The sequence below is a fragment of the Acinetobacter sp. SH024 genome (genome assembly GCF_000163635.1).
Taxonomy (GTDB): domain Bacteria; phylum Pseudomonadota; class Gammaproteobacteria; order Pseudomonadales; family Moraxellaceae; genus Acinetobacter; species Acinetobacter pittii.
The window spans coordinates 519804-541984 of the sequence record NZ_GG753601.1 but is presented as its reverse complement, the minus strand read 5'-3'; the positions used below and the strand labels follow the sequence as shown (position 1 = coordinate 541984).

The 22181-nt window shown below is 38.3% G+C and carries 16 protein-coding genes; 13 read left to right on the top strand and 3 right to left on the bottom strand.

Features of this window, described 5'->3' with window-relative positions; genetic code table 11:
* The first annotated feature begins 2 nt into the window (after positions 1–2).
* Positions 3–971, top strand: coding sequence for a siderophore-binding periplasmic lipoprotein BauB (bauB, locus tag HMPREF0013_RS15170; RefSeq protein WP_002118853.1), 969 nt, complete (start codon positions 3–5; stop codon positions 969–971).
* An 84-nt stretch (positions 972–1055) separates the two neighbouring features.
* Positions 1056–3359, top strand: coding sequence for a TonB-dependent ferric acinetobactin receptor BauA (bauA, locus tag HMPREF0013_RS15165; protein ID WP_023187806.1), 2304 nt, complete (start codon positions 1056–1058; stop codon positions 3357–3359).
* A gap of 64 nt (positions 3360–3423) precedes the next feature.
* Here bauA and basC read toward each other — a convergent pair whose 3' ends face one another.
* Together basC and basD are read right to left on the bottom strand one after the other, a co-directional pair.
* Positions 3424–4734 carry a putative histamine N-monooxygenase gene (gene basC, locus HMPREF0013_RS15160; RefSeq protein ID WP_002118858.1) on the bottom strand — a complete coding sequence of 437 codons (1311 nt, stop codon included), beginning with the start codon at positions 4732–4734 and terminating at the stop codon, positions 3424–3426.
* A gap of 47 nt (positions 4735–4781) precedes the next feature.
* Positions 4782–7724 (bottom strand): acinetobactin non-ribosomal peptide synthetase subunit BasD, encoded by a 2943-nt coding sequence (gene basD / locus HMPREF0013_RS15155; protein ID WP_016802868.1) that lies wholly within the window; start codon positions 7722–7724, stop codon positions 4782–4784.
* 160 nt (positions 7725–7884) lie between these two features.
* Between basD and basE the strand changes: the two genes are divergently transcribed.
* The 8 genes from basE (at position 7885) to basJ (ending at position 17981) form a co-directional block, all read left to right on the top strand.
* Positions 7885–9513 carry a (2,3-dihydroxybenzoyl)adenylate synthase BasE gene (gene basE / locus HMPREF0013_RS15150; protein ID WP_002118378.1) on the top strand — a complete coding sequence of 543 codons (1629 nt, stop codon included), beginning with the start codon at positions 7885–7887 and terminating at the stop codon, positions 9511–9513.
* 17 nt (positions 9514–9530) lie between these two features.
* Positions 9531–10400 carry an acinetobactin biosynthesis bifunctional isochorismatase/aryl carrier protein BasF gene (gene basF, locus HMPREF0013_RS15145; protein ID WP_002118594.1) on the top strand — a complete coding sequence of 290 codons (870 nt, stop codon included), beginning with the start codon at positions 9531–9533 and terminating at the stop codon, positions 10398–10400.
* Between the two features lie 115 nt (positions 10401–10515).
* Positions 10516–11667 carry an acinetobactin biosynthesis histidine decarboxylase BasG gene (gene basG, locus HMPREF0013_RS15140; protein ID WP_002118388.1) on the top strand — a complete coding sequence of 384 codons (1152 nt, stop codon included), beginning with the start codon at positions 10516–10518 and terminating at the stop codon, positions 11665–11667.
* Positions 11668–11911: 244 nt separating this feature from the next.
* Positions 11912–13522, top strand: a complete 1611-nt coding sequence (gene barA, locus HMPREF0013_RS15130; RefSeq protein WP_002118873.1) for an acinetobactin export ABC transporter permease/ATP-binding subunit BarA — start codon at positions 11912–11914, stop codon at positions 13520–13522.
* On the top strand, positions 13519–15114 hold the full coding sequence (gene barB, locus HMPREF0013_RS15125; protein ID WP_002118845.1) for an acinetobactin export ABC transporter permease/ATP-binding subunit BarB: 1596 nt from the start codon (positions 13519–13521) through the stop codon (positions 15112–15114). Before barA ends, barB begins: the two co-directional genes overlap by 4 nt.
* 72 nt (positions 15115–15186) lie before the next feature.
* On the top strand, positions 15187–15921 hold the full coding sequence (basH, locus tag HMPREF0013_RS15120) for an acinetobactin biosynthesis thioesterase BasH (protein WP_002118515.1): 735 nt from the start codon (positions 15187–15189) through the stop codon (positions 15919–15921).
* A 10-nt stretch (positions 15922–15931) separates the two neighbouring features.
* Positions 15932–16687: a 4'-phosphopantetheinyl transferase family protein gene (locus HMPREF0013_RS15115; protein WP_002118449.1), complete on the top strand. Its 756-nt coding sequence runs from the start codon at positions 15932–15934 to the stop codon at positions 16685–16687.
* 124 nt (positions 16688–16811) lie between these two features.
* Positions 16812–17981, top strand: a complete 1170-nt coding sequence (basJ, locus tag HMPREF0013_RS15110; protein ID WP_005803771.1) for an acinetobactin biosynthesis isochorismate synthase BasJ — start codon at positions 16812–16814, stop codon at positions 17979–17981.
* Positions 17982–18101: 120 nt separating this feature from the next.
* On the opposite strand, the gene HMPREF0013_RS15105 is transcribed toward basJ, so the two are convergent.
* The gene (locus HMPREF0013_RS15105) at positions 18102–19340 is read right to left on the bottom strand and encodes a L,D-transpeptidase family protein (RefSeq protein WP_002118952.1); all 1239 of its coding nucleotides are present in this window, start codon (positions 19338–19340) and stop codon (positions 18102–18104) included.
* A 301-nt stretch (positions 19341–19641) separates the two neighbouring features.
* Here HMPREF0013_RS15105 and hemE point away from each other — a divergent pair, with 301 nt between their 5' ends.
* From hemE to HMPREF0013_RS15090, 3 genes are all read left to right on the top strand, one after another.
* Positions 19642–20715, top strand: coding sequence for a uroporphyrinogen decarboxylase (gene hemE, locus HMPREF0013_RS15100; RefSeq protein ID WP_002118698.1), 1074 nt, complete (start codon positions 19642–19644; stop codon positions 20713–20715).
* A gap of 6 nt (positions 20716–20721) precedes the next feature.
* A complete protein-coding gene (locus tag HMPREF0013_RS15095; RefSeq protein WP_002118932.1) occupies positions 20722–21516 on the top strand; it encodes a DUF817 family protein in 795 nt (264 codons plus the stop codon).
* Between the two features lie 145 nt (positions 21517–21661).
* Positions 21662–22132 carry a DUF3015 family protein gene (locus tag HMPREF0013_RS15090; protein WP_002118800.1) on the top strand — a complete coding sequence of 157 codons (471 nt, stop codon included), beginning with the start codon at positions 21662–21664 and terminating at the stop codon, positions 22130–22132.
* Positions 22133–22181: the final 49 nt, after the last annotated feature.

Below are 22181 nucleotides of genomic sequence, written 5' to 3'. Positions count from 1 at the left end.
ATATGAACTGGAAGAAAAAGTATGGGGGAGTAGCCCTAATCATAGCGGCAGCTGTCACTCTACAAGCATGTGATCAAAAAGTTGCAGATACCACTCAAGCTTCTCAGAAGCTAGCAGAACCGATTACGGTAAAACATGCGCTTGGAACTACGGTGATAGATCATTTACCGCAACGCGTTGCCGTACTTGATATGAATGAAGCTGACTTTTTAGATCAACTGAATGTCCCGATTATGGGAATGCCAAAAGATTATGTTCCACACTTTTTGGAAAAATATAAAAAAGATGCACAAATTCAGGATTTGGGTGCAATTGTACAGCCCAATATGGAACGGATATATGCATTAAAACCAGACCTGATTTTGATGACGCCATTACACGTTAATCAGTATCAGGAACTATCAAAAATTGCCCCGACCATTCACTACGATATTAACTTCAACAATAGCGAGAGTAATCATATTGGTCTGGTTAAAGATCATATGATGACCTTAGGAAAAATATTTAATAAAGAAGATTTAGCCCGCCAGAAAGTTTCTGAACTTGATGAACAGGTGAAGCATGTACAAGCGGTGACAGCCAATCGCCCAGCAAGAGCGTTAGTCGTTCTTCATAACAATGGGGCATTTAGTAATTTTGGTATTCAGTCACGCTATGGCTTTATTTTTAATGCTTTTGGAGTAAAGCCTGCAAGTGGTGTGATGGATACAAGTCTACATGGACAACCAATTTCGAGTGAATTCATCAAAAAAGCGGACCCAGATATTCTCTATATCGTAGACCGAACTGCTGTGATGGAACATCGCTCAAACATTAATGCCGCCAGTGTTGAAAATCCATTATTACGTCAAACCAAAGCGTGGAAAAACGGTCGTGTTATTTTTGTCGATGCAGATGCGTGGTACACCACGGCTGCAAGCCCAACCTCGCTCAAAATAGTGATGGAAGATGTAAAAAAAGGCTACCAATAAATTTTACGCATATCACTTAATCAAATTTTACAGCATAAATTTTCACTATTTTGCTTTGTATTTTAAGCAGATAGTTAATAAAAAATGAATCACAACATTAAAGGTCTTTCAATGAACAACGTTAGCGATAACCGTAATTTTAAAAGTGGGAATGATCAAAGAATTAATCAACGTTCTTTTGTATTAAATGGTATTGCATCTGCACAAATGGCCCTTCGATTAGGCTATGCATTAGGCACTGTATTTGTTCTATGTGCATCAAATACCTATGCTGCTGTTATTAATAATTCAACAAAAACTCTAGAACAACAACAAGCTGCTCAAACAAATGTAGCAGCTTTACCAGCAATTACCGTAAAAGCTGAACAAGATGATACTTATGCAGGTGGACAAGTTGCAACATCGAGCAATGTTGGATTTCTCGGTAGTAAAAAATTTCTAGATACGCCATTTAATACGATTAGTTATACCGATAAATATATCGAAGATAAACAGGCAAAAGATATTACAGAAGTGATTGCAGCAACTGATCCATCGATATATACCAACGGTGCAAGTGGTGGTTGGAGTGAAAACTATTATATTCGTGGATATGCTTCGAGCACGAATGATATGTCAATGAACGGACTTTTTGGTATCACACCGTTTTATCGAACTTCTCCGGAAATGTTTAGCCGCGTTGAGGTGTTGAAAGGTCCCTCCGCTTTGTTAAATGGGATGCCGCCAGCAGGATCGGTGGGTGGAACGGTAAATCTAGTGACCAAATATGCCGCTGATGAATCGTTTGCACGATTGACCACAACTTATATGTCGGATGCCCAGTTTGGTGGACATGTCGATGTTGGAAGAAGATTTGGTGAAAATAAAGAATTCGGCGTTCGTATCAATGGAATGTATCGAGATGGAGATGCAGCAGTTAATGATCAGTCGAAAGAAAGTCGTTTATTTTCGCTTGGTTTAGATTGGCAAGGTGAAAGAGCACGTGTTTTTGTTGATGCTTACGATGCCTTAGATCATGTTGATGGTGTAACACGTGGTGTTAACGTCTCTACTGCAGTTGGAATTCCGAAACCACCGAAAGCGGATACCTTACTTAGTCCGGATTGGGGCTCTGTGGAAACTAAAGATAAAGGTGCCATGATTCGTGGCGAATATGATTTTTCTGATCAGTTAATGGCATATGCGGCTTATGGACAAAGTACAACCCAATATAAATATAATGGGGCAAGTGCAGGGACGATTACGAGTAGCACTGGAACACTGAGTTCAATGCTTGGACAACTTGCTTTTGAAGTCGATAAAAAATCAGCAGATGCAGGTTTTAAAGGCAAGTTTGAGACGGGGCCTGTGAAACATCAATGGGTCGCCAACGCAACTTACTATAATCATGCACAAGATGATTATGGTTATAGAATTATCCCAGGTTTTAGTAAGCCTGTTATTACGAATATTTATGATCCAAATCCAAATTGGGGGCCTAAACCGGAGTTTACACCGCCGTTTCTATTGCATTCGACACTCTCTACCTCTAGCTTCGGTTTAGCCGATACATTGTCGTTTGCTCAAGATAAAGTACAGTTGACTTTAGGACTTCGTCATCAGACTGTAAAAGCAACAAGTTCTGTTAATACATTACCTGAAAATGCTAAATCAGCAACCACGCCTGGTGTCGCGTTACTGATTAAAGCGAATGATAAAATTTCTGTTTATGCAAACTATATTGAAGGTTTGACAAAGGGTGATCAGGCGCCTGCAACTGCATCAAATGCGGGGACAATATTTCCTCCTCAAAAAACTAAACAACAGGAACTTGGTTTGAAGGTTGATTTGGGGACATTTGCGCATACATTGAGTGCATTTGAAATTACCAAACCAAGTAGTTATTTAGATGCTTCACAGCTTGTGGATAACTTACCTACCTTTGTTTCGGATGGAGAACAACGAAATCGTGGTATTGAATGGTCATTCTTTGGTTCACCAATTGAACATGTGCGTTTAATGGGTGGCTTTACCTATCTTGATCCTGAACTTACTAAGACTAACGGTGGAGGAAACGATGGTCATACAGCAGTTGCTGTGCCAAAAAATCAGGCTAAGCTTGGAGCAGAGTGGGATACTCAAGTAGCACAAGGGACTTTAACCTTATCAGGAAATATCAATGCAGTTTCCAAGCAATATATTAATGCAGAAAATACCTTGTCCGTACCTGGACGTACGCTCTTAGATGTTGGCGCACGCTATAGCACGAAAGTCGAGAACCACCCAGTTACTTTCCGTGCCAATATCTATAACTTAACCAACAAAGCGTATTGGGCACAGCCACAATTGACGAATTTGGCTTTAGGCGCACCAAGAACATATATGCTATCTGTATCATATGACTTTTAATTTGTTGTAATCTTCAACCGAATAAAAAAACCCGCAATCGCGGGTTTTTTATGATATTCATATTTTATTCTGGCAAACCATAGTGCTGGAAAGAAGACTGTTTAGGAATTCGATAAGCATTACGCCCCAGTAATTGATTAATAATCACTGAGTTTCGGGTTGCTCCGATTCCTAAATCTGGAGAACCTACACCTTGCTGAAAAATCTCGGCATTTTGAATGAAAATACGACCTTGTCCTTTATCACAACGTAAAGCGGTAAAGTCTTCTTGAACAATACAATCATTTTTATTATCAACAGCTAAAATAGAACCTTTCATATTTTGGAACCATTCAGGCCAATCATGAACATAGCCTGTAGCTGCGACAAGGGCATCAGTTTCTAATTCGCAACGTTGATCGAGTTGGGTGTGCAAACAGGTTAAACGCAGAGAACCCGATTCAAGTTCTTCAACCGATTCAACTTCACAGCTTGTGTATAGGCTTAAACCGGATTTCTCACCGCCCACTGAACGTTCATAAAGCACATCATATATATCGCCAATGGTTGAGAAGCTAATTCCTTTATAGATCAGGCCCTGACTAGCAGCAATGTCACGACGTTTATCTCTAGGCAGGCTTTGGAAATATTGCATATATGCAGGGGTAAAGCACTCTTGTCCAAGTTTAGAATATTCCATTGGGTGAAAGCCGGCAGAACGTGTGATCCAACGAATAGATGCACCTGCTTTTACTTGTTCTGGTGTAAGTGAATTAAATAAAGCAAGTACACATTCTGCTGCACTCTGGCCCGAGCCAATAACCGTGACTTGTTTACATTGCTTGAGTTGTTCCTGAATTTTTGCAAACTCCGCAGAATGTTTTACTAAAGGGTGCTTGCATGTTTCTAGCCATGTAGGAATTCGAGGTTTAGTCCCAATACCAATTGCCAGATTTTGGCTTATATATTTTTGTTTTTCACCCGAGGCTGATTCACTTTCTATAATAAATTTATCCAGCTTGGAGTCATATTCCACATGGCTTACATTTTCTCCAAATCGACAATCAGGTAATTGTTTTGAAGCCCAACGGCAATAATGGTCGTATTCACGGCGTGGAATTAAAAAACTGTCGTAATAATAAAACTGATGTAAGCGATCATGTTGATGTAAATAATTAATATAGCCTAAGGGATGGCAAGGATTGGCCATAGTAACCAAGTCGGCAAAGAAAGGAACTTGTAATGTCGTGCCTTGCAATAGCAACCCTTCATGCCATCGAAATTCTGGTTTGCGTTCTAAAAATACGCTTTTGATTTCGGGATGATGAGACAAAAGAGCAGCTAAACCTAAGTTGAATGGCCCAATACCAATTCCGGTAATATCTATTTTTTTCATGTTTATACTTTATCTGTTTCCAAAATGATGAAAGTTCAAAATACGAATTAATGTGGTGTTAGTAGTTTCTCTACATCAGCAATATTGCGACATTGAATAAGTTGAACAGGTGAGAGCTGAATCGCGTATGTTTCATTAATACGTTTTGAAACGACCTTTAAATGATGTGGACGCAGCCCGAGATGAGTAAAATGAGTTGAACTGTCCACTTCCTTATTTGGAGTGTGACCTATCACTTCTAAATAAATATTGAGTAGTTGATTTTGCTGTTTAGCATTATTTTCAAGTGGTATAGATGAATGATCGGACTCATTATTTTTAAAATATGGTCGTTTATTTTGAAGCTCACTGAAAAAATTGCTGAGATCAAAACTGAATATTTCTGAACCAATAATTTGCTTGATTGCTAATTGCAGTGCATCCAAGAAATCGTCAATCATGTTGGGTGGAAATGCTTCTTGGGCATAATCAATATCGAAAATCAAAGCGCCGTCATTTCTTGTGCTAAAGCGAATATCAATTGCAACTTGAGGTGTTTGAGTAAGGCCATCTAGTTGCTGAATAGGATGAGATTCAGATAATACCGGCCATGACAAACCATTTGTAATTACAATTGGCAATACTGGAGCAGTGCCAACTTTTTCAAATAATAGTCGAGCGAGATCAACGCCTGAAAATGAAAGATGCTGTAAACCCTCTAAAACTTCAGTTTGTAAGCGGTTTGCTTGTTCAGCAAATTGATCTAAAGCTTTCCACTCAACTGCAATAAACGTAGAGCTATTTGAAAATGGTCCGGCATAGAGGGGAAGTGTAGGAACAGCAACGCATAGAGATTTGTCCGTGCTCCAATGAGATAGCACTTCCAAAATAATCGCCATAATAATTGAGTTTTTAAACAGTGAATGTTTTGCGCCAATTTTAGACAACTGTTTAAATTGATCTTTTTCTATAACCAGACTGTTACGTTGGTAACGTGAAGTCGGTAAATGCTGTAAGGGTGTTTTCCACGGAAGCGCAGGAATAGCCGATAATTTAGAAAATTTTCTTTCCCAGTAAGCCATATCTGTGTGATGAACAGATAAGCTATCTTCAACTTCATTTTTTTCTATTTGTGTTTGGATATCATGTTGTTGTCCATCAAACAGCTCTAACATAAGTGAAGCTATAGATCGGCCATCTAAAATTAATGCATCAAAACGGACAAAAATCGTTAATAGATTATTTTTTAATAAAAATACGGTGATATTCCAAGGCGACTGATTTAAATCAAATAGCTCATGCGTATAACTATTTTTATAGGACTGGATGTGGTGAGAAGCACGTTCAGGTTCCCATGTAGTTAGGTCTATTTCTTTTAAATTGACACTCACTTGATCGCTTACATATTGTACTAACCTGTTTTTATCAATATAGGTTCGTAAGCTGTCATGCCGCCGTACCATTTCTGTCAATCGTTGTCTTAATAAAACAATATCCATTGTGCCGTGATACTGCCTAAACTCTTGCATGGCAACACCACCTAAGGGAAGGGCTTGAGTTCGGCCTAATAGGTAGGCTTGCTGTAATGCATTTAATGGTTTTTGAGACGTACGATCTGACGAGGTATTTTGTGCTGGGCTTATAATTTGTGTATTCAGTTGCTCAGGATGTGCGGCAAGATTTTTAAGTAAATGAATAAAAGATTCAAATAAATTCGTGATCCATTCTTTGGGTAGAGCATCTAAACGGATGTCCCAGTTAACTAAAATACCGTCATCTACATGAGCAACTTGTGCATCAAGTGCAACTTGCGGCCCTTGTGAAATGACCCAATTCATTGAGCCAAAAACACGGCGGACACGTTCGGAAAGTAAATTATCATTTTCTAAGTCGAGCGCCGCTGTAAATACCACGGGAGCAATCTGTGCACTACCATGAAAACGAGACAGATCACGTAGAACATTCACACCCGAATAATGTGAATGCTCTAATAACTCAAACATTTGATTTGCTATTTGTTTGCAGAATGCGGCTAAAGTAGTTGTCCCTTTCATATCGACATCAAGGATGACTAGATTAGCAAAATCACCAATAGTGCCTTCGACATTTTTTAAAACTGTCTCGCGCCAAAAAGTAGGAATATTTAATCGGAAGCTGTGATCTTTGGTTGCATGACCAAGCGTATAGGCAAATAGACCTAATATCAGGTTGGTTACAGTAATATGTTGTTTTCTAGCAAGTTGTTGTAATGCTGTTCGTTCTTTTGGCGATAGCCAAGTACTTAAACGATTACTTTTTGCTATTTTGAATTCTTGATGAATGAAAGGTAGAGACGGAGCAGGGCTAATATGAGACAGACGTTCTTTCCACCATAAGCGGTCTCGTTGGCTTAATTTTTTTAGGTCAGGGTCCGTCCGTACTTTTTGATACCAGTCAAAAAAATTAGGCGGACGGGAGAATGATATTTCTGGGTCTTCATAAAACAAAGAAAGATCTTCCATTAAATTCAAGAAGCTGGATGGATCTATAGCAATCATGTCCGTATCTACATGAAAACGAAAAATATTATTTTTAAGAACACTTACAGAAAATCTTGCAGTCTGGCCCTGACTTAAATCAAGTTTTTGATGGGTCCATTGCTCCCGTTTTTGCATGAGCATTTGCTCAATTTGATGATCACTAAACTTTGAAAAATCATCGACTTCTAATATCTGTTGAGTTTTCTCAGACATGATGTTTGCGATGCCATCGGCACTCAAACTTAATCTCAAAATAGGGTGTTCTTTATAAAGTCGTTGAAGTGCTAAATGTAATTTTTGTAGATCAATAAATTGACCGTCAAATTCTGCATAGAGGTGGGCAGCAACCCCACCTAAAGTTGCGTTGCCAGAGCGACCAAACCAGCAGGCCGCTTGCATCGAAGTTAATTCACACATTGAACGATAACTCGGTTGACAAATTAATCTTGTTTCAGCATCATACAAACAAATGAAAATGATTACCAGTTGCATTTGTTAATCATTTCCAATTTGCTGTGAATATATAGCTTGTCCGTCTTAAGAATTTTCTTTTGTCGGTATTCAAATTAAATATTTATGCCGATATGTAAGAAAATTTACCAAGAATCAATAGCTTGATAACCATTAAATTAAATTGAATATTTAGAATGTCATGAAAAAACAGTTGATTGAGTTTGTTCGCTGGACTCCAGAGAGAGCGCAACACTATCGCAATAAAGGTTATTGGATTGACCAACCTTTGACGCGCATTTTAATGGTAGGGGTTCAATCGTATCCGCATTCGCCGGCAATTATTTGTGGTGAACGTCAGTTGAGTTATATCGAGCTGGACCAGCTATCAACAAATTTAGCTTCTCGACTAGCTGAAAAAGGCTTGGGCAAGGGTGATACTGCTTTAGTACAACTTCCCAATGTTGCAGAGTTTTATATTGTCTTTTTTGCCTTGCTTAAGGCTGGTGTGGTTGTGCTCAATGCGCTATATAGCCATCGCCAATATGAACTAAATGCCTTTATTAAACAGATTCAACCTAAGCTTTTAATTGGTTCGCGTCAGCATGAAGTCTTTAGCAGTAATCAATTTATTGACTCACTTCATGAAGTAAATTTAAGTCCTGAAATTATTTTGATGCTTAATCATCAAGCTACCGATTTCGGACTATTAGACTGGATTGAAACACCAGCAAAGACCTTTGTCGATTTTTCATCTACACCTGCTGATGAAGTTGCTTTCTTTCAGTTGTCAGGTGGAAGTACGGGAACACCAAAACTTATTCCAAGAACGCATAATGACTACGACTATAGTGTGCGGGCCAGTGCCGAGATTTGCGGTTTAAACTCGAATACACGGTTATTGTGCGCTCTACCAGCTCCCCATAACTTTATGTTGAGTTCACCTGGTGCATTAGGTGTTTTACATGCAGGTGGATGTGTTGTGATGGCACCAAATCCTGAACCGCTCAATTGCTTCTCTATTATTCAAAGACATCAAGTCAATATGGCATCTTTAGTGCCGAGTGCTGTCATTATGTGGCTAGAAAAGGCAGCTCAATATAAAGATCAAATTCAGTCTTTAAAGTTGCTTCAAGTGGGGGGAGCAAGTTTTCCTGAATCTTTAGCCCGTCAAGTTCCTGAAGTCCTCAATTGTAAATTACAACAAGTATTTGGAATGGCCGAAGGCTTGGTCAATTACACCAGACTCGATGACTCCGATGAGCAAATTTTTACGACCCAAGGACGTCCTATCAGTTCTGGTGATGAAATCAAAATTGTAGATGAGCAGTATAAAGAGGTTCCGGAAGGTGAAATAGGAATGCTTGCGACTCGGGGACCTTATACCTTTTGTGGTTATTACCAAAGTCCTGAACATAATTCACAGGTCTTTGATGAGGACAACTATTACTATTCGGGCGATCTCGTGCAGCGTACCCCTGATGGTAATTTACGTGTAGTAGGAAGAATTAAAGACCAGATTAACCGTGGTGGTGAAAAGATTGCTTCGGAAGAAATAGAAAAACTTATTCTTCTACATCCGGAAGTTATGCACGCAGCTTTGGTCGCAATTGTTGATGACCAATTCGGTGAAAAAAGTTGTGCCTTTATTGTTTCTCGGAATCCTGAACTTAAAGCTGTTGTGCTCAGACGCCATCTCATGGAGTTGGGTATTGCACAATACAAACTTCCAGACCAGATCAAATTAATCGAAAGTTTGCCACTGACTGCAGTCGGTAAGGTGGACAAAAAACAACTTCGCAGCATTTTAAATACATCTACAACATCTTAATAAATATTGAGCAGCATATGGCTATTGCAAAAATTTCCACTTATCTCATGCCCAAACGAGAGAGTTATCCAAATAATAAAACAGAATGGCAATTAGATCCTTCTCGAGCAGTTTTATTAATTCATGATATGCAGCGTTACTTTTTAAATTTTTACGATGCTGAAAGTGAATTAATTAAGACGGTTGTTAATCATTTAGTTCAACTAAGAACTTGGGCACATCAGAACAATGTTCCTGTTGTCTATACAGCACAGCCTTATGAACAGCCAGCGGCAGATCGTGCATTACTGAATGCCATGTGGGGGCCGGGTTTGCCAGCCTCAACAATCGATCAGCAAAAAATTATTGATCAACTTTCTCCTGCTGAACATGACATTGTCTTAACGAAATGGCGTTATAGCGCGTTTAAACGTTCGGATTTGCTTGAAAGAATGCAAAACTGGAATCGTGATCAGCTCATTATTGGCGGTGTCTATGCTCATATCGGTTGTATGGTTACGGCAATTGAAGCCTTTATGAGTGACATACAACCCTTTCTGGTTGGGGATGCAGTTGCCGATTTTTCAGAAGAAGAACACCGCTTAGCTTTGAAATATGTGTCTTCACGTTGTGGTCAAGTCATTGATACTGAATCTGTAGTGGGGCAGGTGGCAACAGGCATTACACGACCTTGGCTAGAGCAGAAGGTCCAGCAACTGATTGAAGAAGATGAATTAGATCCCGAAGAAAACCTGATTCTTTATGGATTGGACTCATTACGAATTATGCAGTTTTCTTCGGAACTCAAAGCTCAGGGAATCAATATTAGTTTTGAGGAATTAGGACGCACACCCACTTTATCAAATTGGTGGTCATTGGTTGATGCACGGCAACGGATTGCAGGGTAGAGGGTTGCCTCATAAGGCATACGACAAATCCTGGTCGCTAAATTTTACATAAAATTTATATCTTTGATAGCGACTCCTTAGACGACTTGTAATCGTCATATTAACGGAGCAAAAAATGATTTTATCGCCTGCTGATCAAGAGAAAATAGAGACATTCTGGAATTACTGTTTAAAACATCAATACTTCAATATTGGATATCCTGAATCTGCAGATTTTGATTATTCAGCTTTATTCCGTTTTTTCAAATTCTCTATTAATAATTGTGGTGATTGGAAAGACTATAGCAATTACGCATTGAATTCTTTTGATTTTGAAAAAGATGTCATGGCATATTTTGCTGAAATTTTTCAAATTCCCTTTGAAGAAAGCTGGGGATACGTAACCAACGGTGGCACAGAAGGTAATATGTTTGGCTGCTATCTGGCGCGTGAGCTATTTCCTGATTCCACATTATATTACTCAAAAGATACGCACTATTCGGTTGGAAAAATCGCCAAATTATTGCAGATGAAATCTTGCGTGGTTGAATCATTGGATAATGGTGAAATCGACTATGATGATTTAATCCATAAAATAAAAACCAATAAAGAAAGTCACCCCATTATTTTTGCAAATATTGGCACGACCATGACTGGCGCAATTGATGATATTGAAATGATTCAAGAGCGCTTAGCGCAAATCGGAATCATGCGCCGAGATTATTATATTCATGCCGACGCTGCCTTAAGTGGCATGATTTTACCTTTTGTTGATCATCCTCAAGCGTTTTCCTTTGCTCATGGCATCGACTCGATCTGTGTGTCTGGTCATAAAATGATTGGTTCACCAATTCCGTGTGGCATTGTTGTGGCCAAGCGACAAAATGTAGAACGTATATCGGTAGATGTTGACTATATCTCTACACGTGATCAAACCATTAGTGGTTCTCGCAATGGCCATACCGTCTTGTTGATGTGGGCGGCAATACGTAGCCAAACTAATTTACAAAGACGACAGAGAATTCAACATTGCCTCAAAATGGCCCAGTACGCGGTTGATCGCTTTCAGGCAGTGGGCATTCCTGCTTGGCGAAATCCGAATTCAATCACTGTGGTATTTCCGTGTCCTTCTGAGCACATCTGGAAAAAGCATTATCTGGCAACCTCTGGAAATATGGCTCATTTAATTACTACGGCACATCACCGAGATACACGTCAGATTGATAACTTAATTGATGACGTTATTTTTGATCTACAAGGTGCCTCTAAACGTACAGTTGGTTTTTAGTCATATCAACCAGAATGATTTAGACAATCCATATTAATTTTTACAGTCTAGAAAATGATCTAAAAATATTTTGATAGGGTGGTTAGGAATTTTTTGATGCAATTAAAGTTTTTAAAAAAATACTTTTTATATGATTTTCTTATTCATGCTTTTTTAAAGCCGAAAATAGCAATTCTTGCCGGTCAATTGAAGCGAGATTTTATTTTAAGTACCGCTTTTTCTATGAATATAAAGAGAGATAAGCATGTCTGATTTAAAGTTATCTCATCTGATGACAGACTCTTCCTTGGCACCTGCACTCAAGCCAGCATTTCCTAAATTATTTGCAGGAACGCTTGCTGCCGTATTTTCAGGTTTAGCTATTTTAACTGCCCTGTGGGGCATGATTCAGTTGATTGGTTATTTATCTTCTTATTGGGTGATCTTTTCAGCGGTTTTTTGGATAGTCGGGGCAGCATTGGCAGCACTGGCCTCATGGTTAGTGCATGATGCAGAGGCTGGATTTTCGGCACGATTACGTCGTCAAATTGCTCATCATTTAATTCGGTTACCTAACACAACCCTATCAAAACAGGGTGACCAAAACTTAAAACGACTGGTTTCAGACGATATCGCAACCTTACACCATATGGTGGCACATTTACCGTCGGAAATTGCGATTTTTGCTGTAATCCCTTTGGTTTCTATTGTTTTATTAGTTGTGTTGGTTGGCCCGATGGCACTTTGGGTATTATTACCTGGGGCAATTGCTTCACTCTATTATTTAATTATTGTTCCCCATGTATCAAAACGGGATGGCGCTGCACGTATGCAGGTCATGTTAGATATTATTGGTTCTGCTGATGATTATGCGCGCGGCATTCGTGATAACCGTATATATGGGCAACAATCAGGCGCTTTAACTGCCTATACCCAATCAGCACAAAATTTCACTCAAAATATGGTGTCTTGGGTGAGTAAAGTCGCAACACTCGCTGCTGTTGCCACTGCATTACTACAAGCTGCTGCAACCTTTGCCATCGCCTATCTCGTGGCTTATCAATACGACAGCATGACCTTGGCTGCAACACTTTTCTTTAGTTTGGCCATCGTGACACCTTCACTACGTTTAGGGCATGGTCTTGATTATGTTGCTGCTGGGCGAGCTGCAGCTACTCGTTTATCTACATTATTAAAAGAGCCAGTACTCTCATCGGGCAATCTACAACAGATTGAGCAAGATGTAACACTTGAAATAGTTAATGCGAGCTTTACAATTGAAAATCAAAAAGTATTAGATCGATTAAGTTATTCATTTCCAAAAAATTCAATTATTGCAATTACGGGACCGAGTGGAGTTGGAAAAACAACCTTACTGCGAGCACTTGCTGGATTCGCTGTATTACAAGAAGGTGTCGTTCAATTAGCAAAAACAGATATTTTGCAATTACATGAAAAACTAAGACATGAAAAGGTTTTGTTTATTCCACAAGGTGGAGATGTATTACCGGCCACAGTAAGAGAAAACTTGTCCTTATCTGCCATTAATGCAAATGATGAACAACTTGAGCAGGCATTACTCAAGGCCCAATTAAAAGTAGATTTAAATGCAGATGCAACTTTACTTTCAGGCGGTGAAAAACAGCGCATAGGTATAGCGCGTGCTTTTTTATCCTCAGCTCCTATTATTTTATTAGATGAGCCAACGAGCGCACTCGACCAGACCAATGCGACAGAAATAATATTGGAATTAAGCCACTTAGCTAAAAACCAGAATAAAACCATCGTCATGGTCACTCATGATCTTGCCTTAGCTGCTCATGCCGACAACAGGTTAGTGCTGAAAGGTCCAACTGACTCAGGGAAATCTTTATGAATACTGCTGCTAAATTAAATAAAGATCAGATTTTTTCGATGCTTCCTCGTGCAGCCAAGCAAAAATTAATTATTGTTGGTATCGGATGGATCATTGTTGCCGCAATTGAAGCAATCGCATATACCGTCTTGGCATTTGCAATTGTCAATCAATGGTCTCCAAGTTGGGTTCTCATCAGTGCAATTGCAGCAATATTAGTGACAGTTATAGTCACTCGTGCTGGCTTTCTCACGGGTGTGCGTTTAGCAGGGGATCTATTTGCTGCGTTAGGCAAATCTTTAGCTCGTGCCAAGCTCTCTTGGTTTACCAATGAACAGCGTGCTCAGATTAAGACAATTGCTGGACAGGGAATTCCTGGGTTTATGAGTATCCCTGCTCATCAATTGCAAACCTTTTTACATGCGCCTTTTATGCCTTTATTTCTAACAATAGGAATAGGCCTGCTTGCTGGAGCAGGTGTAGCATTTGTCGCTTTAGGCTTACTTTTACTCTCTTTATTTGCTCAATTCTTAGCACAACGTGCACTCATGCATATTGATAACAAACGTAATACTGCCGATTTAGCGGCTTCACAAGCAACGTTGGAATTGGTTGATCATGTTGAGTTATTACGCACAGCCGCGGGACCAGAACGTGCGGTCCAAAGGCTAGAACATCGTTGGGAAGAGCAAGAAGAGACATTAGTACGGATCAACCGTGCTGCTGCATTTGCAAGTTTTGTTGCGACCTTGGCAAGTGTTTTACCCATTGCTGGGATGGCAACATATCTGGTGATCGCTGGAGTCAATCATGCTGCTTTGGTGTTGGCATTACTCGTCTTAATTGGACGTGCAGCAGCGCCGTTAGGTGAACTTGCTACCGCAGGGTTGCATATCAATGATTTGTTTGCCGCACTGCGCAATTTTAATCAGATCACCCATCCACCTGAGTTGCCTGAGCCATTACACCCTCAAATTCCTACTGGCCATCATATTTCGATACAAGACGTTAGCTATGCGCCAGCAATTGAAAATATATCTCTCGACATCGCATCGGGGAGCAGAGTATGGGTTACCGGACCAAGCGGTAGTGGTAAGAGTACTTTACTTGAATTGCTTACAAGGTTTGATGATCCACAAAGAGGAAAAATTACCCTTGGTAGCATAGCTCTTGATCAAATGAAATATGAAGATTTAGTTTCGAATATCGCTTATGTCACACAAGAACCTATTTTGTTCACAGGAACACTGGCTGAAAATATCCGTTTAGGAAAACCTGATGCAACTGATGATGAAATAGAAAAGGCTGCAAGAGATGCCGCATTAGGCGCAATGATTGACCGTAGTTCAGAAGGAATTAATCAATCGGTGGGTAAGCAAGGCACCGCATTGTCTGGTGGTGAACGTCAGCGGGTCGCAATTGCGCGAGCATTACTCAAAAATGCGCCGATTTTAATACTTGATGAAGCTACCTCTGCTTTGGATGAAGAGACTGAGCAGGAAATCGTTACAACGATACGTACTCTTTCTTCTACGGTTATTTTTGTGACACATCGTGATTCAGCCATTTGGCAACCGACTCAAACTATCAATTTAGCTTCAACTTCTGTTTAAAAAAATAGCGCAGAAATCTGATTTAAGCATTTTTTATAAAAGAAAAATGCTTAATATTTGGAGAATTCTTAAGTGAATAAACATCAATATAATATGTTCTGTTTACCGCCTGCGGGGAGTAGCGCGAGTATTTATCATCCATGGAAAAAGCAGATCTCTGACAATATTCGTATTATTCCTATTGAATATTCGGGTCATGGTATAAAAATAAATGAACCATTAATTGATGATCCTGATCTATTGACTATGCAAATTGCCAATGAAATACATGCTTATTCAGATACACCGTTCATTTTATTTGGACATAGTGTAGGAGGTGGCTTGATTTGGAAAGTACTCAATTATTTGAATGAAAAACCCATAATTGATCAGTTGAGATTAATTGTTATAAGTAGCCGACCTGAGCACCACTATATTCAACATATGCGGTACAAGCATGAGCTAACTGATAAAAAAATTATTGATGAATTGAAGCGATACAATAATTTTCCTGATGAAATTTTAAATAATCAGGATGCACTCACATTCTTTCTCAAAATCATTCGTAATGATTTCTATCTTAGTGATCAATTACTTAGCGAGAAGATTCATAAGACTGAGGTCCCGATTGTTGCATTTTATGGCCAACAAGACCCTGATATTCCTAACAAAAGAATGATGGATGCATGGCAACAACACACAGAAAAGTGGTTAGGTAGTATTGAGTTTGAAGGGGACCATTTCTACTTTCTCAATCCCGAGACCCGAATAAAGATGCTTGAAAAAATTGCTGCCATCGTTGAAACATTGACCGTGAATATTGAATAAAGTGCAGGCTATGAATAGGGAGAAGCAGGTAAATAGAGAGGCTAATTCATGTCTGGATGAAATAAATATTCAATATGAAAAGCTAACAGCTTTCGGGCTAGATATACATAAAGTCCAGCTCAGTGAAATCAAAGAAATACCTCAGCTTGATCATATCTATCAGGATCTGAATATATTTCTTCCACCGAATATAAAAAGCTCACGCTTCATTCGACAATTAGAATTCTTGACGGGACGCTTAGCAGCAAAATATGCATTACAAAGCCTCAATTTACAACATTCTATTGTCTATCAAGGTAGACATGGGGAACCCCTATGGCCCGAAGGAGTGCTGGGTGGGATTAGCCATGTTGGATCAAAAAAATCATGTCATGCCATCGCATATGCTAGAAATAACACGGTTAAAGAAAAAATATTTGGGATCGATATAGAGTCTCAAAAGCATCATATTTTTTTTCAAAAGAAAGATGAATTTTATGATGTTTTTCTAAATAAAAACGAACAAGAAGAAATTGAAAAGCTGCAAAAAAAACAAGCATATTTATATTTGGTAATATTCTCTGCTAAAGAAAGTATCATTAAAGCAATTTATTTAAAATATAAGCAAATTATTGATTTTAAAAATATAAATTTTAAACAACTAGATGGCGAGTATCTTTATTTTTACCTTAGTCAAGAAAGTTCAATCGAGATAAATCTAGAGATTAAAGTTCAATTTTTTTATACAAATAACGAGATAATTACAATTTCTTGTATTGAAAACTAATTTTATTATTGATAATAATAATCATTTGCATTAATGTGTGTTTCAGTATTTTTATACTCCTATATTTAAAAAGAAGTACTACAGAATTTGCTTGAAAAAAATCAATGTGAGAGGTGATATACAGATGATGCAGACTCAAATATCAGTAGAGCAAAATTTAGATCATATCGGTCAAAAGAAATTTTCATGTTTCTCTACGAAAAATTATTATCTCGAAGTGAACGAATTCGTTAAAACGCTAAATACACCTGCAGCAAATACCGCACTATTTAATGAGGGGATTGCAAAATGTTTTGAAGAAATTAAAAAGCAAGGCCATCAAAATCCAGTTTTAATTGGTGCTATACCTTTTGATATTACAAAGAAAAGTAGCTTAAATTTTTATGCTGATCATAAAAAAATAACACAAGCATCTTCTACGATTAACTCATTAAAAAAACGTAATAACATTGAGGTAATTAATAAATCATTACTCATTCAACGCCAAAAATTTGAAGGTACAGTACAGTTAGCTTTAGATGCTTTTGAAAAAAAGAAGGTAGAAAAAGTTGTTCTTTCTCAGGCTGTTGAATATGAGTTTAACCATCATCAAGAGCCAGAAAATTTATTGGCTGCTTTATTAAAACAAAATCCAAATGCTTATAATTTTGTGATTCCAGTAGAACATAATGATTATATTCTAGGCGCAAGCCCAGAACTGCTTTTATCAAAACAAGGTCGTATTGTAACCAGTAATCCTTTGGCCGGTTCTAGACCCAAATCTCAAATTTCTGAAAAAAATTTCGTCAGCCAACAAGAATTAAATCATTCTGAGAAAGACCAGCATGAACATCGAATTGTGGTTGAAAATATTATTAGAAATTTAGCCACTCATTGTGTAGAGCTTAAGGTTTCTGAATTTCCAGATATTTTAGAAACATCAACAATGTTGCATTTATCATCAGAGTTCCAAGGTGTGCTCAAACAACAGGCACCGAATGCATTAAACCTTGCATTAGAATTACATCCAACACCAGCGGTTTGTGGCTCACCAACCAATGTTGCTAAGCAGTTTATTTTAGATCATGAAGGTTATGACCGACATTATTACACGGGGTTAGTAGGCTGGATGGATTCCGAGGGTAATGGAGAATGGGTAGTGACGATTCGATGTGGTCTACTCAGTGAAAATAAAATGCGCTTATATGCTGGTGCGGGGATTGTCGAAGGGTCAGATGCTGAAGCTGAATGGCTAGAAACAGAAGCTAAGATGCAAACCATGCTAAATATTCTAAATACAAAAATTGCTGTGTGATTCACAAATCTTTGGTAGTCTTATTCGATAGTTAAAAATAATAACGATATAAGATAGATGTAGTCAGAATTTAGTTAAATAAAAAAGCCTGCATAAAGCAGGCTCTTTTATTTAAGAGGATTATTCTAAGAATTTAACAGTTACACCTGAACGTACTTTATTACCTAAATCGTTAGCATCCCAGTTAGTTAAACGGATACAACCATGTGACGCAGTTTTAGAAATTAAAGACGGGTTTGGTGTACCGTGAATACCAAATGATTTTTTACTTAAACCGATCCAGATATTACCTACAGGAGCATTTGGGCCAGGTGGTAAAGAAAGCGGTTTTAAGTTTTTACCTTGTACGAAGTTAGAAGGTGAGTAGCTATACCAAGGGTTACGTGCTACACCAACTACCTTGTAAGTACCGGTCGGAGAAGGCGTATCAGTACTGCCAATTGTTGCAGGAAATGACGCAATCATTTGGTTACGACTGTTGAAGAGGTACAGTTGTTTTGCACCTTTATGCGCAATAATCAAATGAATGTCTTCTGGTAAATCATTGCGTACGTTTGGAACAATGATTTTTTCACCCGCTTTTTTGAATGTCGCAGTTGGGTTAATTTTCTTTAAGAAAGCTTCATCAATGTGAAACTTCTCGCCCAACATTTCGCTAACACGAGTGTAGTACAAACCTTTCATTTTGGCCTGTAATGCGTAGTCAGAAGGAATCGACTCAGCATATGGACCTTTTAAATCAGCATCAGAAATAGTGTATTCAATAAATGCTGGTTTTGTTTGTTTAGCAACTAATGCATCCCAAGTTTCTTTAGTCAATTCACCAGTAGGTGATAAACCATTCATTTGTTGGAATGAAGAGATTGCTTTTAATGTGTTTTTACCGCTCATGCCGTCAATCGCACCTGGCGATGCATGTGCATTATTGAGCATAACATGCGCACGTGCGTAAACTGGAAGTTGGCCTTTACCAATATTTTCAGACCATTCAGCCGAGTTTAAGCTATCTAAAGTCCATGACGCAGCAGGTACTTGTGCTGTAGCAGAGGCAGTTGTGGTTTTAGCTGCTACTGGTGTAGATGCAGCAATACCAGACTCGGCATTTGGGTCTTCAGTTTTTTGCAAATTTTGTAATGTTGTTGACGCTCGATTTAGGTCATTTTGTTCTTGAGCGGTAATTTGTGTCGAAGCTTGAGCTTTTACAGTTGAAGCTGCATCTACTGCTAAAGGATCAATCGGATCTTCTACAGGAGCTGATACCTTTTTAGGGTTCAGGGGTTGCTCAGTTGTTGAAGCAGCAAAAGCAACATTAGCAATAATACAACTTAAACTCATAGCGAGTAATGAGCGAACAAACATGTAATTCAACCTTAAGAATTTTCATATAAGCAATAGGGGCATGATCTAATCTAAAATTGCATAAAATTACCAATAACTCATCTCTATGAGCCCAAGATTGGCAATTTAGTGGTTAAAAGAATATCAATAGACCCGATGTAACATGTTGCAAGTATTGCAGAAAACCTTGCTGCTTGCAGTAGACTTTTGTGTAAATATGCATTTTTTAGTAGATTGACGAGTTTTTTGTGTGAAATTGAAATTATAAAAATCTCTATGTTTTTGATATGATGCTGCCACATAAAGAATATAGAGATTGGTAATGACGACTTTGAAAAATGATCGTTTCCTACGAGCTTTGTTACGCGAACCTGTAGATACCACACCGGTATGGATGATGCGTCAAGCAGGACGTTATTTGCCTGAATATCGTGAAACACGTTCAAAAGCAGGCGACTTTCTATCTCTATGTAAAAATACAGAATTTGCTTGTGAAGTGACTTTGCAGCCTTTACGCCGTTACGATTTAGACGCAGCAATTTTATTTTCAGATATTTTAACAATTCCTGATGCATTAGGCTTAGGGCTTTATTTTGAAACGGGTGAAGGCCCTAAGTTTCAAAAAACTGTTCGTACTGAACAAGATGTCGCGAATTTACCCAAGCTAAATGCAAAGTCAGACCTTGATTATGTGATGAATGCAGTAAGCACAATTCGCTCTGCTTTAGGTGGCCAAGTTCCACTGATTGGTTTTTCTGGTAGTCCTTGGACATTAGCAACGTATATGGTTGAAGGTGGTTCAAGTAAAGAGTTCCGTTTTACCAAGCAGATGATGTACGCGCAACCAGAAATTTTGCATGCTTTACTTGATCATCTAGCAGATTCAGTTACTGACTATTTAAATGCTCAAATTGATGCAGGTGCTCAGGCTATCCAGATCTTTGATAGCTGGGGTGGGGCATTAGCACATCGTGAATATGTCGAATTCTCTTTAAACTACATGAATAAAATCATTGCTGGTTTGCAACGTGAGAAAGATGGTCGCCGTATTCCTGTTATTGTTTTCACTAAAGGTGGCGGTCAATGGTTAGAGCCAATGATTACGACTGGTGCAGATGCATTAGGTTTAGATTGGACTACTCCACTTAATACAGCTCGTAATATTGTGTCGGGACGTGTAGCGCTACAAGGTAATCTTGACCCTGCTGTTTTATATGGCTCGGCTGCTTCAATTGAAAAAGCTGTAAAAGCAATGTTAGACGATGCTTATGCAAACGGTGAAAAAACAGGTTACGTTGCTAACTTAGGCCACGGTATTACCCAGTGGGTAGACCCTGCGCAACCAAAAATCTTTGTAGATACAGTACATGAGTATAGTGCTAAATATCTAGGATAGTTTTTTGTGCGCCATCTCACTTTACCAATTCATTTTATCGGCAAGGCTGTTTCGGCAGCCTTGTTTGGTATTCTACTTTTAATTGCTTTTGCTTTAACAGCACCGATGGGAAGCCATGAATATATGGGTTTTTATCGTTATGATTATTTACTCATCTATGCAGTGCTGATTCAGATCTGTCTTTTATATTTAAAACTTGAATCATGGGCAGAAGCTAAAGTTATTGCTTTATTTCATGTCATGGCGATGGTCATGGAAATATTTTTAACGCATCCTGCGATTGCATCATGGCAATATCCTCAGCCTGCGGTATTTAAAATTTTAACTGTGCCTTTATTTGCAGGCTTTATGTATTCGGCTGTAGGTAGTTTTTTTGCGCGATCACTCCGATTATTTAAGGTTTCTTTTGAAAAACTTCCAAGTTTTGGAACGATGCTTTTACTCGCATTTTTCTCATATATAAACTTTATGAGTAAATTTTTTGTACCTGATATTCGCTATATTTTATTTGCGATCAGTATTTTTATTTTTTGGAAGACCAAACTTTATTTTCAGCTAAATGAATATAAATTTAAAATCCCGATGTTACCTGTATTGTTGACCCTCGCTTTTCTAATCTGGATTGCTGAAAATATTAGTACTTTTTATAAAATCTGGCTCTATCCAAGTCAGGTAGATGCTTGGCATATGGTAGGTTGGGGTAAACTGGGGTCATGGTATTTATTATTACTTTTAAGTTTGGTTCTCGTGCTTAAAATATTAGGTCATCGAGATAATCAAGGTAACTGGAATCTAAGGTAAATTTTTTCGTTAGCACTTTTCATCATATTATTTATTTTTTAATTGCTAAATCACAGCCTTCTCGCTATCTTTAATATCGTGTAATAAGAATTACACATAACAATACATAAGAAACAATCAATAATGATTTTGGAGATATACATCTATGTTAAAAAAATTAGCTTTAGCTGCTTTGTTAGCAGCTGGTTCAAGTGTTGCTATGGCTGATAACGATGTAGGTTGTGGTGTGGGTACGCAAGTATGGGCTGGCCAAAAAGGAGTGGTGCCTAAAATTCTTGCTGCAACAACAAATGGTATTTTTACTAACCAATTACTAGGGATTACTTTTGGTACTTTAGGCTGCCGTCAAGGCGGAACAGTAACTGCGCAAGTGGTTACATTCACAAATGAAAATGCTGAAGCTTTAGCACGTGATATGGCAGTAGGCCAAGGTGAAAGCCTGAACGTACTTGCTGAGTTAATGCAAATCAAACCTCAAGACAAAGATCGTTTCTTTAAAGTTTCAAAAGCAAACTTTGGTGAAATCTATTCTGCAAATAATCAAAATACGCTTCAAGTTTTAGCATCATTACAAACAGTAATGGCTAAAGATGACGTTTTAAAAGCTTACGTATAAGTTTGAAACTGAAAACCCTGTCGTATGGCAGGGTTTTTCTTATATTTAA

Coding starts and splice junctions, on each gene's coding strand:
- bauB (WP_002118853.1), top strand. CDS start 3: ATGAACTGGAAGAAAAAGTATGGGGGAGTAGCCCTAATCATAGCGGCA.
- bauA (WP_023187806.1), top strand. CDS start 1,056: ATGAATCACAACATTAAAGGTCTTTCAATGAACAACGTTAGCGATAAC.
- basC (WP_002118858.1), bottom strand. CDS start 4,734: ATGAAAAAAATAGATATTACCGGAATTGGTATTGGGCCATTCAACTTA.
- basD (WP_016802868.1), bottom strand. CDS start 7,724: ATGCAACTGGTAATCATTTTCATTTGTTTGTATGATGCTGAAACAAGA.
- basE (WP_002118378.1), top strand. CDS start 7,885: ATGAAAAAACAGTTGATTGAGTTTGTTCGCTGGACTCCAGAGAGAGCG.
- basF (WP_002118594.1), top strand. CDS start 9,531: ATGGCTATTGCAAAAATTTCCACTTATCTCATGCCCAAACGAGAGAGT.
- basG (WP_002118388.1), top strand. CDS start 10,516: ATGATTTTATCGCCTGCTGATCAAGAGAAAATAGAGACATTCTGGAAT.
- barA (WP_002118873.1), top strand. CDS start 11,912: ATGTCTGATTTAAAGTTATCTCATCTGATGACAGACTCTTCCTTGGCA.
- barB (WP_002118845.1), top strand. CDS start 13,519: ATGAATACTGCTGCTAAATTAAATAAAGATCAGATTTTTTCGATGCTT.
- HMPREF0013_RS15115 (WP_002118449.1), top strand. CDS start 15,932: ATGAATAGGGAGAAGCAGGTAAATAGAGAGGCTAATTCATGTCTGGAT.
- basJ (WP_005803771.1), top strand. CDS start 16,812: ATGATGCAGACTCAAATATCAGTAGAGCAAAATTTAGATCATATCGGT.
- HMPREF0013_RS15105 (WP_002118952.1), bottom strand. CDS start 19,340: ATGTTTGTTCGCTCATTACTCGCTATGAGTTTAAGTTGTATTATTGCT.
- hemE (WP_002118698.1), top strand. CDS start 19,642: ATGACGACTTTGAAAAATGATCGTTTCCTACGAGCTTTGTTACGCGAA.
- HMPREF0013_RS15090 (WP_002118800.1), top strand. CDS start 21,662: ATGTTAAAAAAATTAGCTTTAGCTGCTTTGTTAGCAGCTGGTTCAAGT.